Consider the following 12,355-nt stretch of genomic DNA (forward strand, 5'->3'; position numbering starts at 1 on the left):
ATGGATCAGGCCCCTGCCTGAACGCTGTCGGCCAGCTCGACGGGGAGGCGTTCCGCCGCCTGGTAATCGACGGCCGCACGGACGAACGCCGCGAACAACGGGTGCGGGCGGGTCGGCCGGCTCTTGAGCTCGGGGTGCGCCTGGGTGCCGACGAAGAACGGGTGCTCCTCCCGCGGAAGCTCCACGAATTCCACGAGCCGTTCGTCCGGGGAAGTGCCGGAGAAGACCACGCCCGCCTTGCTCAACCGGTCGCGGTAGGCGTTGTTGACCTCGTAGCGATGCCGGTGCCGTTCCGCGATCTCGGTGGTGCCGTAAGCCTCCGCCACCAGTGAGCCCGCCTGCAGCTTGGCCGGGTAGGCACCCAGCCGCATCGTGCCGCCCATGTCCTTGTTCCCGGAGAGGACGTCGTGCTGATCGGCCATCGTGCTGATCACCGGGTGCTGGCACGGTTCCTCGAACTCGGTGGAGTTCGCCCGCTGCAGCTCGCCGAGCGCCCGCGCCGTCTCGATGACCATGCACTGCAGGCCGAGGCACAACCCGAGGGTCGGAATGCCGTGCGTGCGGGCGTACCGGATGGCCCCGACCTTGCCCTCGATACCGCGGACCCCGAAACCACCCGGGACGAGTACGGCGTCCATCCCTGCCAGGGCGTGCGCGGCACCGGACTCGGTCTCGCAGGTGTCCGAAGGCACCCACGCGATCTCCACCTTCGCCCGGTGGGCGAAACCACCGGCGCGCAACGCCTCGGTCACCGAGAGGTACGCATCCGGCAGGTCGACGTACTTGCCCACCAGCGCGATTCGCACGTGCTCGCTGGGTTTGTGCACGCGGTCCAGCAGGTCGCCCCACACCGCCCAGTCGACGTCCCGGAACGGCAGTCCGAGACGGCGCACCAGGTAGGCGTCCAGTCCCTCGGAGTGCAGCACCCGGGGGATGTCGTAGATCGACGGTGCGTCCGGGCAGGCCACCACACCGTCCGAGTCGACGTCGCACATCAACGCGATCTTGCGTTTCAGGTCATCGGGAAGGTCCCGATCGGCCCGGCAGACCAGCGCATCCGGCTGGATCCCGATGTTGCGCAGGGCCGCGACCGAGTGCTGCGTCGGCTTCGTCTTCAGCTCCCCGGACGGCGCCAGGTACGGCACCAGCGACACGTGCAGGAAGAAGCAGTTGTCCCGGCCGACGTCGTGCCGCACCTGGCGGCATGCCTCCAGGAACGGCAGCGACTCGATGTCCCCCACGGTGCCGCCCACCTCGGTGATGACCACGTCGGGCGTGCGCCCGTCCTCATCCGGCTCGGCCATCGCCCGGATCCGCGTTTTGATGTGATCCGTGATGTGCGGGATGACCTGCACGGTGTCACCCAGGTACTCACCGCGGCGTTCTTTGGCGATCACCGCTGAGTAGACCTGACCGGTCGTCACGTTCGCGTTCCGCGTCAGGTCCCGGTCGAGGAACCGCTCGTAGTGCCCGATGTCCAGGTCGGTCTCGGCGCCGTCCTCGGTCACGAAGACCTCGCCGTGCTGGAACGGGTTCATCGTTCCGGGGTCAACGTTGAGGTAGGGGTCGAGCTTCTGCATCGTCACCCGCAAACCGCGGGAGGTCAGGAGTTCGCCCAGACTGGAAGCGGTAAGGCCCTTGCCCAGGGAGGAGGCCACACCTCCGGTAACGAACACGTGCTTGATCGTGCGTGCTTGCGGCACCAAGAAGGCTCCCCGTGGTCAAGCCGTCGCCGGGCTGAAGTGAACGTGCACAGGCAGGACGGCCGAATCCGTCTCACCCACGGGATTTCAGCCTAACGCACGATGAACTTCGGGTACACGGCAGCCCGGATGGCTTTGAGCACGTTGACCACTGCTGGTCAACCGCCAAAGGTGCACTGCTCGAGGCCCTTCGAACGCCTGCTTCGCACCGTTCAGGCTTTGGCCCGGTCCACCTCCTTCTCCAGCAAGCGCACCGACTCCTCCGGGTCGAGGGCCGACTCGACAAGCTGGTCGAAGGCATCCTGGTGGACCTGCACGTCCGTGGGCGAGTCCAGCAACGGCCGGACGGCCAAGGCTGGTCGATACACCACGGCCGGAGGTGAGTCCGCACCGAAGGACAGCACGGTGAACGGGCCGTCGGCCGCCAAGGCACCGGCGGCGAACGGCAGCACCCGAAGCGTCACCTCAGCCCTCGCCGCGATCTCCAGCAGACGGTCCCACTGGCCGCGAAGCACGTCCGGGCCGCCGACCACCCTTCGCAACGCCGACTCCGCAAGTACGAGGTCGAGCGGCACGCCGCCGCTGTCCAAGTTCCGCTGACGGATCTCCAGCGCCTCGAGCGAGCGCTCGGAGTCCGCCGCGGGTTCGGCAGATCGGCGAGCCGCAAGCACGGCGGCTGCGTAATCCCGGGTACGCACCAGCTCCGGCAGCACCTCGGTACCGAAGACGCGCACGTCGGCGGCTTCGGCCTCGAAGCCGATGTAGAGCCTGTCTTCGGGCGGTAGCACGTCGCGATACGAGTCCCACCATCCGCGCCCGCGCGCTTGGTGGGCGAGTGAGACCAGGTGCTCCCGGTGCCGGCCTTCGGCGTGACAGATGTCCGCGAGGGCGATGACCGCCTCGACTCCGACCGCCTGCCGCGACCCTTCGATCTTGCTGACCTTCGCCTGCGGCCAACCCAAGCGGTCGGCGACATCGACGTGCGTCAGCCCGGCCGCCCGGCGGAGTTCTTTCAGCTCGGCGGCAAGCATGTGACGCCGGACCGTGGGACTGGTCCGCTGCCGCTCGGTTTGCGTTTCGTCCATGCCTTGATCTTGGGCCGGCAGATGGGGCAACGTCCAGGAATGTCACCTGATCGAATTATGGCATATCGAATAATTCTTCAGTCATCCTGGACGGCATGACCTCCCGAACCCGGTCCGGCGCCCGGCTGGAATCCCGTGCCCGGCCCCTCCCCTGGGCGCGGCGCCCGGCCGCCGCGCGCCGGACCGTCCGGCCGGGCGGCGCGCTCGCGTACGCGCCGCCCGGCGCAAGCCTCGGACCGCGCTACCCGCGCCCGGCACTCGCTGCGGACCGGGCCTCAGTCCCTGGCGCCGGGCACCACGCCTTGCGCGGTACCCGCGACGCCGTAGTGCCCGGCTCGATGGTCGAGCTGCTCGCGCAACGCGAGCACAGCGGCCGCCATCCCCTGCGGGGTCTCCACATCGTCCACTGTGGAGAGCGCGGCGGCCGTCGACGAGTCCGCCCTGGCAACCCCGACCGCGCCGGCGCCGGCTGCGGACCCGTAACGGCCGGCGAGTACAGCTCCGGAGCCCGAGCGGTCGAGCTGAGTCGCCAGGCGGGCCACCACGCTCGCACGGCTTCCCGCGTCATCTCCGCGTTCCGCACCGCCGGTCAGGACCAGGGCCAGCGGCGCGGGCTGGACCTCGCCGGAGGCCGTGGCGAACCCGCCTTCGCTCAACCCGCCCAGGGCGGCCGACCGCTCTTCCGGGGAGACCTGAGGCTGTCCGGTCGCCTGGTCCAGCATGGTCAGCGGCCCCAGCAACCCGCCCGTGAGCGTGCCGAGATCCGTCGCGGTCGGCAGCTGCACCCCGGCGGGCAGCAACCGGGTGACCACCCGGCGCAACTGGTCCGCACGGTCCGGTGCGGCGACCGCCTCGGTGAGCTGCATATCACCGGTCACGCGGCCGCCCGCCGCCTCGATCATGCGGCGCGCGCCGTCCCGCTCCTGCTGTGGAACGTCCCACGAGCTGACCAGGACGACTCCGCGGTCGGCGAGCTGACCCCGCACCGCCATCGGAGCCGTCGCGGCGCTGAAGCGCCGCGCTCCGTCGAGGCGCGCTTGCAACGCCGTGCGTTCGGCGCTCAGCTCGCCGACCTGGTGGCTCAGCGAATCCCGCTCGCTACCGACGTGGGACAGCAACCGGTCGCTCAACGACGTCGACCCGAGCACGATCCCGACCGCCAGTGCCAGGAACACCGCGGCCAACGAAACCAGGTGATGCCGCATCGAGATCACACGAACCACCCCTTCACCAACGCGAGCGCGGACTGCCCGGCATCCTGCAGCACGGCGAGGAACGAGGTCCCGAATCCCGATGCCGCCAGCGCGATGAACACGACCGCGAGCACGGCCAGCACCAGCAGCAGGAGCGCTGCATTCGAGCCGGTCCCGCGCTGCAAGACCGCAACGGCCGACCCGTCGACGAGCCTGCTGCCCAGCCGCAACCGGGTCAGGAACGTGGACGGGTTCGATCCGGAGCGACCCCGGTCCAGGAACTCGTGCAGGGTCGCCTGGAACCCCACGGTCACCACCAGCTGCGCCGCACGAGCATCCGCGATCAGCAAGGCCAAGTCTTCGGGATTGCCGGAGGCCGGGAACGTCAGCGCACCGATACCCAAGTCCTGGATGCGCTCGATGCCGGGAGCGTGTCCGTCGACATGAGCGGGAACGACCACTTCGGTGCCCCGTTTGAGGGTGGCCGTCTCGATGCCGTTGGGGTCACCGACGACCACGTCGGGGTGATATCCGGCACGTCGCAGCGTGTCCGCTCCGGTGTCCACTCCGATCAGCACCGGGCGGTAATGCTTGATGTACCGCTTGAGCCGTTTGAGGTCGTCGACGTGCCCGTAGCCGGGCGCCAGCACGAGCACGTGGCGGCCTTCCATCGGCACGCTCACGTCCGGAACCCCGATCCCGTCCAGGATCAGCATCCGCTCGGTGCGCAAGAACTCGATGGTGTTGGCGGAGAAAGCTTCCAACTGCGCGGTCATCCCGGCCTTGGCCTCGATGAGCTGATCCGCGATCGAGTCCGCGTCCTGTTCCTGGCCGTAGGCGAGTTCCTCGTCGCCGGAGTGCACCACGCCCTCGTGCAACCGAATGCGCGCGCCGTCCTTGACCGATCGCAGGACGTCCGAACCGACGTCGTCGATCAGGGTGACGTCCGCGCCGGAGAGGACCTCCGGCCCCAGGTTGGGGAAGCGTCCCGAGATCGACGGCGCGGCGTTGACCACCCCCACCACACCGGCTTCGACCAAGGCGTCCGCGGTGCGGCGATCGAGGTCCACGTGATCGAACACGACGACGTCGCCCGGGCCGAACCGCCGCGGCAGTTCGCCGGGACGGTGCGCTACCCGCGCCGTCCCGGCCACACCAGGACGGCTGTCCTCCTGGCGGGTGAGGAGACCACTGATCTTCATGAACCGATGGTGACAAACAGATCACCGAACGCAGGACCGCCACGCCGTACCGGTACCGCCGTTCACCGATATTTCACTGCCCTGAACGGAGCAACAAGATCAGCGGCTGCGCTTACGCGTCCCCTTGCTCTTGCCGCTTCCCTGGCCACTGCCGGTATCCGCCTTGTCCGAGGCCGCAGTCGCCAGCAACTCCTCCGCGTGCGCGCGGCCGGTCGCGGTCGAGTCCAGGCCCGCCAGCATCCGGGCGAGTTCGGCCACCCGGCGCTCGTCCGCCACGGTGCGCACGTCGCTGCGAGTCAGTCCCGTGTCGTTGGAACCCTTGTCGACCACGAGGTGCCGATCCGCGTACGCGGCGACCTGCGCGAGGTGCGTGACGACGATGACTTGGTGCGTGCGGGCCAATCGGGCCAGCCGCCGACCGATCTCCACTGCGGCGCGGCCACCCACCCCGGCATCGACCTCGTCGAACACCAGCGTCGGCACCGTGTCGGCGTCGGCAAGCACCACTTCCAGCGCGAGCATCACGCGGGAGAGTTCGCCGCCCGAAGCCCCCTTGTGAATCGGCAGTGCCGGCGCGCCCGAATGCGCGACCAGGCGCAGTTCCACCTCGTCGGTGCCCTCCGGGCCGGCCGTCAACGTCCGGTCCCCGACGCGCAGCGCCGATGGATCGTCGGCGTTGGCCTCCTTCGGCTCCACGACGACCTCCAGCCGGGCCTGTGCCATGGCCAGCCCGGACAGTTCCGCGGAGACCGACTCCGCGAGTCCGCTCGCAGCCTCGACGCGAGCGTCCGACAGCGCCTGGGCGTGCTGTGCGAGTTCACCGGCCAACTCATCGCGGCGTCCCGCGAGTTCGGCCAGCGCCTCTTCGGAGGTGTCCATCCCCGCCAGCCGGTTACGCGCCTCCGCGGCCCATTCCAGAACCCCGTCGACGTCGGCGGCGTACTTCTTCGTCAGGTTCTTGAGCTCGGCTTGGCGTGCCAGCACCTGCTCCAGCCGCCCCGGGTCGACCTCCAGCCGGTCCAGGTAACCGCCGAGCTCGGCGCCGACATCGGCCAGCACCGCGGCGGCTTCGGCGACCCGAGGTTCCAAGTCGCGCAGCGCCGGGTCCTCAGCACCGCCGAGCCTGCGCCGCGCGTCCCCGAGCATCCCCATGGCACCGGGGGCTTCCGGGTCGCCGTCCGCAGCACCGCTGACCGCTTGCTGTGCGCCGGTGGCGATCTCGCGCAGCTGATCGACGTCCGAAAGCCGGCGGGCTTCGTCGACCAGAGCCTGATCCTCTCCCTGCTCCGGAGCGACGGCGTCAATCTCGGACAGGCCGTGCCGCAGCAGGTCCGCCTCCCGCGCCCATTCCTGAGCGCGCTCGGTGCGCTCCTTGAGCTCGCGGACCACCTCGGTCCACTCGGCACGGACCCGCTGGTACTCGGCCAGCGCGGAGGCGACCGGCTCACCCGCGAAACGGTCCAACGCCGCGCGCTGCTCACCGGGGCGCAGCAACCGCAGCTGATCGTTCTGCCCGTGCACGGCCAGCAGCTGGTCGGAAAGATCGGACAGCACCGCGTTCGGCACCGCCCGTCCTCCCAGGTGCGCGCGCGAACGACCGTCCGAGTTCACACTGCGCAGTGCGAGGAGACTGCCGTCCTCGTCGGGTTCGGCACCGGCCTCTCGCGCGACCTTGACGGCGCCCGAGTCCGCGGTGACCTCGAAACGTCCCTCCACCAGCGCTCGAGGGGTGTCGGACCGGACCCGCGACGCGTCGGCACGCCCGCCGCTGAGCAGGTGCAGCCCCGTGACCACCATCGTTTTGCCCGCCCCGGTCTCGCCGGTCACCACGGTCAATCCCGGGTGCAGCTCGAGCGTGGCGTCATCGATGACGCCCAGTCCCTGGATGCGCATCTCCGCCAACACATCGAGCACCCTAGCGGTCCGCCCCGACCGGCTGAGGGGTGCCAGTCCGATCAACGCGGCCAACCCGAACGGAGCGGTGAGTCGGCCACTACCTCCGCCGCCGGTCACGGGCGTTCAATCCGCCGCAGGCCCGCGCCATCCCTGCACCGGCAACTCGAACTTGCGCACCAAGCGTTCGGTGAAGGACGCGTCGTACAACCGGACCAGGCGCAGCGGGTTGGCACCGGCGACGACCTCCACCCTGGCGCCCGCCGGCAGGTCGAAGTGCCGTTGCCCGTCACAGCACAGCACCGCGTCGTGGCCGGCCTGATCGATCTCCAGCGCGAGCGTCGAGTTCCGGGACACCACCAACGGTCGCGCGAACAGCGCGTGCGCATTGCTGGGAACCACGAGCAATGCCTGCACTTCGGGCCAGACGACCGGACCACCGGCGGAGAACGCATAGGCCGTCGATCCGGTCGGGGTGGAGCACAGCACCCCGTCGCAGCCGAAAGCCGAGACCGGTTGGCCGTCGACCTCCACGACGGCGTCGAGGATGCGTTCCCGGCTGCTCTTCTCGACGCTGGCCTCGTTCAACGCCCACGTAGTGGCGAGCACGCGACCGTCGAGCATCGCAGTGACATCGATGGTCATGCGTTCCTCGACGTGGTAGCGCCCTTCGACGACAGCCAGCACCGCCTGGTCCAGCGCATCCGAGTCCGCCCCGGCCAGGAACCCCACCCGGCCCAGGTTCACCCCGAAAACGGGCACTCCTGGCAGCCTCGCCAACTCCGCGGCTCGCAACAAGGTGCCATCGCCACCGAGGACGAACACCAACTCGGTGCCGGCAGCGGCGTGCAGTCCGGTGGGCACGGCCTCGGTGTAGCAGCCCGGGCTGAGCTCGCGCGCCTCGTCCTCCAGGACCCGGACCCGCACCCCGGCGCCGACGAGCTGTCCCGCGACCTTCTCCGCCGTGCGCAGGTTGTGCTGCCTGCCGGTGTGCACCACCAACAGCACTTCTCGGGTCAACTACCGCTCCCTTGCCGCTCATCGGACGTGCTCGCGACAGCTGCGGCGTCGGTGACACCGCCGTTGTTCGCGGTCTGCGGTCCTCTGCGGACCGCGTCCACCACGAGCTCGGTGGCTTCCGAAGCGCTGGTGTTCGAGCCCGCCCGCAACCACACGAAGAACTCCACGTTTCCCGACGGTCCGGGCAGCGGGCTGGCTTCCACAGCACGCAACCCCAGACCGCTGTCCGCGGCGAAGCGCACGACGTCAACGACGGCTTCGGTGCGCAGCCCCGGATCACGCACCACTCCACCGGATCCGAGGCGTTGCTTGCCCACCTCGAACTGCGGCTTGATCATCAGCACCAGGTCGGCGTCCTGCACCGCGCACGCGTGCAGCGCGGGCAGGACCAGCTTGAGCGAGATGAACGACAGATCGGCCACCACGAGGTCGACCTTTCCACCGATGTCCTCCGGGCTCAGCGAGCGCACGTTCGTGCGGTCCTGCACGCGGACCCGCTCGTCGGTCTGCAACGCCCAGACGAGCTGTCCGTATCCGACGTCCACAGCGACGACCTCGCGCGCGTCGCGTCGCAACAGCACGTCGGTGAATCCGCCGGTCGACGCGCCCGCGTCGAGGCAACGCCGACCACTGATCGAAAGACCTTCGGGCTCGAAAGCCGCCAGTGCCCCCAAGAGCTTGTGCGCTCCGCGGGAAGCCCACCGCGGGTCGTCCACGTCCTCGTTCACGACGATGGGCGCGGCGGTCTCAACGGCAGTGGCGGACTTCTTGGCCACCATTCCGCGCACGGTCACCCTGCCCGCGGCGACGAGTTCGGAGGCGTGCTCGCGCGACCGAGCCCAACCACGCCGTACCAGTTCGGCGTCCAAACGCGCTCTGCGTGGCACTGCTTCACCCACCGCCGGTCGGACCGGAATGCATGTTCTCGGCTTTGCTCAACGCGTCCGACAACGCCGAGTGCACCGCTTCGAACCGTTCGACGTGTTCGGCCACCGGCAGCTCACGCACCTCATCGAGGCGTGCGAGGGCCGCGCTGGTGGCCTGCTCGGCGGCGGAACCGTCGTCCACCTGCCTCGCCAACATCGACGGATTCGGCACCGAGGGTTCGCCCTGCTGCCCTGGAGAGGTCATCGTCTCCCGCCTCTGTTGCGACGTCGCCGGGCATGTCACGGCGACCAAGTCAACGCTATCCGACCGCAGCGGCCGGTGCGCGGAACCGGCCGGGTCAGTCCAGACCGAGTTCCCGCAATGCCCGACTCGCTTCCGCGTCGCCCGCCTGCAAGGCGACCTCGCCGGAACCGGCCGCCCACCACGCAGCGCACAACGCGCGCAGCGCCGTGAGCCGGTCACCGCCGCCAGCCGCGGCATTTGCCGTGAGCTCCAAGGAGCGTTCCCCGACGCGGACCTTCCACTGCTGCTGTTCGCCGACCACAGAGTCATCGATCGGCCGGAACAGAGCTCGCATGTCCTCGGCCAAGTGATCCGGGCGCGCGTCGGGTGGTGCGAACAACACCTCGGCCGGAGTACCCACGCCGGTGAACACCATCAGTGACGGCATCCCGTACCGGACTGCGCCCGCAATGTCGGTGTCCAACCGATCTCCCACCATCAACGGGCGCCGCGCGTCGGCGGAAGCAACGGCACGCTCCAATAGCGGCAGTTCCGGTTTGCCCGCGACCTGCGGCTCCCGGCCGGTTGCAGCGCGCAGGGCGGTCACCATGGCGCCGTTGCCCGGCAGTTCACCGCGCTCGGTCGGCAATGTCGCATCGGAGTTGGAGGCGACCCACAACGCCCCGGCCCGGATCGCCAAACAAGCTTCGGCCAGGTTCCACCACGCGGTCTCCGGCGAATGGCCCTGCACCACTGCGACCGGCTTATCCTTAAACCGCCGCACCGGAGTGAGGCCGACGTGCTCGATTTCCCCTGCCAGCGCATCCGTCCCGACCACGAGAACGTTGGCACCCGCGGACAGCTGCTGCCCCAACAGAGCAGCTCCTGCTTGCGCGCTGGTGCTCACCTCGGTCACGTCAGCGCTGAGCCCGAGTGAGTTCAGGTGATCGGCGACGGCCTGCCCCGGTTTCGACGCGTTGTTCGTGACGTAGCGCGCGTGCACACCATCTCGACGCAGACCATCGATGGCTTCGTCAGCCCCAGGAGCCAGCTGCCCGCCCCTGTAGACGGTGCCATCGAGATCCAGCAGAACCACGTCGTGGTTCTCGAGCAGAGAGCCGGTCACCGCGCCTCGCCACCTCCGGACTGTTCCGAGCGGTCCGAGGGTGTCGCCCCGTGCGCTCGTTCCGCGTCGTCCTCCGGCTCGTCCACGTCCTTCATGACGGTAAGCGGCCCGACCGCTTCCGCTTCAGCGACGAGTTCCTCCGCGGCTTCGGCACCACCGAGCTGGACGACAAGCTCGTCCAACCGTTCCGGAGCATCGGTCTCGGTTTCGTCGTCGGCGTGCGCGGCATGCACGAACCAGGTGAACGCCTCCTGCACGCGGTCGGCAGCGAGCAGATTGTCGGCGTACGCGTAGAACAGACGGGCACTCCACGGCTCTTGCCGTTGCGGATCAAGCTCCGGGATCTGCAAGCTCACCACAGAAGCGTCGATCTCGCCGAGGTCCCGGCGCGCGCCCGCCGCAACGATGCGCAGCTCCACAGCTTCCTGCCCGGTCAACTCGGCTGCTTCGGGGCTGCGGCTCAGTTCCAAAGCGCGTTCTGCCCGTCCCAGCGCACGCTCGCAGTCCGCCATGATCGCGACGTGGCCGACGCCGCCGACCATCCGCCGCGCCGCGCGCAGTTCCGACAACGCCTCGGTCCACTCGCCCATCTGGTAGGCCGTGAGCCCGTTGGCCTCGCGAACCGCTCCGATCCGGGAGGCCCGGCGCCGCGCGTAACGCGCGTGCTCGAGCGCCCGCTCCGGTTCGGTGTCCATGAGTTTGCCCGCAGCGACCAGATGCGCAGCGACCTTGTCCGCCAAACCCTTCGGCAGCGAGCGCATCTCCCGTCGGATTTCCTCGTGCAGTTCGGCGGAGTCGACGTCTTCGGGCAGCTCCGGCGCGTCCGGGACCTGTTTGGTCTCCTGTTCCGCGCTCGCCGCATTTCCCGTTTTGCGATCCGGCCGGTCTTTCCCGCGCGGCCGGTCGGTGCTGGACCGCTGCCTCCGGTCCTCGCGGCCGTCACCGCCACGCTTTCCGTAGCGATCGTCCTTCCCGGGACGGTCGGCAGGCCGCCGGTTCTCATCCCGTCGGCCTTCCCCCCGCCGATCACCGTCGCGGGGAGGCCCGCCACGGTTCTGACCGGGTCCGCCATGGTCGCGTTTCGGGCCGGCGCCGCGATCGCTGCGGCGGTGGTCATCCTGCTGGCGACCGGAATGCTGGTCCCCGCGGCTGCGGTTCTGTTCCGGACGCCCTCGCCGGTCGTCGAACCTCGGTTTACCTTTACGGTCGTCCCGGGAGTCGCCTTGGCCGGTGCGCCGGTCGTCGCGGCCGAAGGGGCGTCCACCGCGGTCGTCCTGCCTGTCGTGACGACGGGGCCCGCCCGGCCCCTTGCGGTCGTCGCGGCGCGCTTCTCGTCGATCCTCGCGCGGTCCGCCCCGCCTGTCGGACGAACCGCCGCGCCTGTCATCGAATTTCCCGTCGCGGCGGAATCCGCCGCGGTCACCGCTTGGACGCCCTCGACCGTCCCCGCGATCTCTCTTCTGCCGGTCGTCGGGTTTGCCCCACGTCTGCTCACCGCGACTTTGGCCGAACTGCCGTTGCCTGTGGCCTTGTGCGCGACGATCGTCGTTGCCCGGCTTCCCACCGAACTTGTCACCACCGGTGCGGTTATTTCCGCCCCGGTTTTGGCCTTGGCGGCCACCTGCACGATCTTGCTTAGGCCCGCCGTGACCGCCTCCGGCCGACCCCTTCTTGCCGGCCGGACCGCCCCGACCGGCATCGGCTCCGCGGCGGCCACCGCCGCGCGTGTCGTCGGACCCGGACACCAGACCTCCTGGGAACTTCCAAACTCTCTTGACAACCAGCGTAGACCTCACCCGCACCGGACGGGCAGACGCCCATGAGACCGCGAGATCCGGGTGGGAAACAAAAAAGACCGACCGGGTCGCACCCGTCGTACGGGCGGCCCGGTCGGCCCTATTTCGAGTATTGTCGGCGGTGTCCTACTCTCCCACACCCACACAAGTGCAGTACCATCGGCGCTGGAGGGCTTAGCTTCCGGGTTCGGAATGGGACCGGGCGTACCCCGCTCCGCTATACCCAC

The 12,355-nt window shown here is 69.4% G+C and carries 10 protein-coding genes and 1 rRNA gene; all 11 read right to left on the bottom strand.

Translation table 11 applies throughout. The features are described 5' to 3' along the window. Positions 1–5 precede the first annotated feature (5 nt). Positions 6–1,703, bottom strand: a complete 1,698-nt coding sequence (pyrG, locus tag INP57_RS26295) for a CTP synthase (protein ID WP_374220973.1) — start codon at positions 1,701–1,703, stop codon at positions 6–8. 212 nt (positions 1,704–1,915) lie between these two features. Continuing rightward, positions 1,916–2,788 carry a helix-turn-helix domain-containing protein gene (locus INP57_RS26300; protein WP_200073034.1) on the bottom strand — a complete coding sequence of 291 codons (873 nt, stop codon included), beginning with the start codon at positions 2,786–2,788 and terminating at the stop codon, positions 1,916–1,918. A 275-nt stretch (positions 2,789–3,063) separates the two neighbouring features. Next, positions 3,064–4,002 (bottom strand): copper transporter, encoded by a 939-nt coding sequence (locus INP57_RS26305; protein ID WP_200073056.1) that lies wholly within the window; start codon positions 4,000–4,002, stop codon positions 3,064–3,066. Then, a complete protein-coding gene (steA, locus tag INP57_RS26310; protein WP_200073035.1) occupies positions 3,999–5,183 on the bottom strand; it encodes a putative cytokinetic ring protein SteA in 1,185 nt (394 codons plus the stop codon). Before steA ends, INP57_RS26305 begins: the two co-directional genes overlap by 4 nt. Positions 5,184–5,282: 99 nt before the next feature. Further along, positions 5,283–7,088, bottom strand: coding sequence for a DNA repair protein RecN (gene recN / locus INP57_RS26315; protein WP_200073057.1), 1,806 nt, complete (start codon positions 7,086–7,088; stop codon positions 5,283–5,285). A gap of 114 nt (positions 7,089–7,202) precedes the next feature. Beyond that, on the bottom strand, positions 7,203–8,096 hold the full coding sequence (locus INP57_RS26320; RefSeq protein WP_200073036.1) for an NAD kinase: 894 nt from the start codon (positions 8,094–8,096) through the stop codon (positions 7,203–7,205). Beyond that, entirely contained in the window at positions 8,093–8,983 is an 891-nt protein-coding gene (locus tag INP57_RS26325; protein ID WP_200073037.1) for a TlyA family RNA methyltransferase, read from the bottom strand. The genes INP57_RS26320 and INP57_RS26325 overlap by 4 nt, the downstream gene beginning before the upstream one ends. Positions 8,984–8,987: 4 nt before the next feature. Further along, positions 8,988–9,227 carry a hypothetical protein gene (locus INP57_RS26330; protein ID WP_233628308.1) on the bottom strand — a complete coding sequence of 80 codons (240 nt, stop codon included), beginning with the start codon at positions 9,225–9,227 and terminating at the stop codon, positions 8,988–8,990. A gap of 94 nt (positions 9,228–9,321) precedes the next feature. Then, a complete protein-coding gene (locus INP57_RS26335; RefSeq protein WP_200073038.1) occupies positions 9,322–10,332 on the bottom strand; it encodes an HAD-IIA family hydrolase in 1,011 nt (336 codons plus the stop codon). Beyond that, positions 10,329–12,077, bottom strand: a complete 1,749-nt coding sequence (locus tag INP57_RS29850) for a hypothetical protein (protein ID WP_233628309.1) — start codon at positions 12,075–12,077, stop codon at positions 10,329–10,331. Before INP57_RS29850 ends, INP57_RS26335 begins: the two co-directional genes overlap by 4 nt. 164 nt (positions 12,078–12,241) lie before the next feature. Next, positions 12,242–12,355 (bottom strand): 5S ribosomal RNA (rrf, locus tag INP57_RS26345); the annotation flags it as partial.

It is taken from the genome of Saccharopolyspora galaxeae, assembly GCF_016526145.1.
Classification (GTDB): domain Bacteria; phylum Actinomycetota; class Actinomycetes; order Mycobacteriales; family Pseudonocardiaceae; genus Saccharopolyspora_C; species Saccharopolyspora_C galaxeae.

What these genes read in the sequence shown, in the direction of transcription:
- INP57_RS26300 (WP_200073034.1), bottom strand. Translation starts at nt 2,788, where the DNA reads ATGGACGAAACGCAAACCGAGCGGCAGCGGACCAGTCCCACGGTCCGG.
- steA (WP_200073035.1), bottom strand. Translation starts at nt 5,183, where the DNA reads ATGAAGATCAGTGGTCTCCTCACCCGCCAGGAGGACAGCCGTCCTGGT.
- INP57_RS26330 (WP_233628308.1), bottom strand. Translation starts at nt 9,227, where the DNA reads ATGACCTCTCCAGGGCAGCAGGGCGAACCCTCGGTGCCGAATCCGTCG.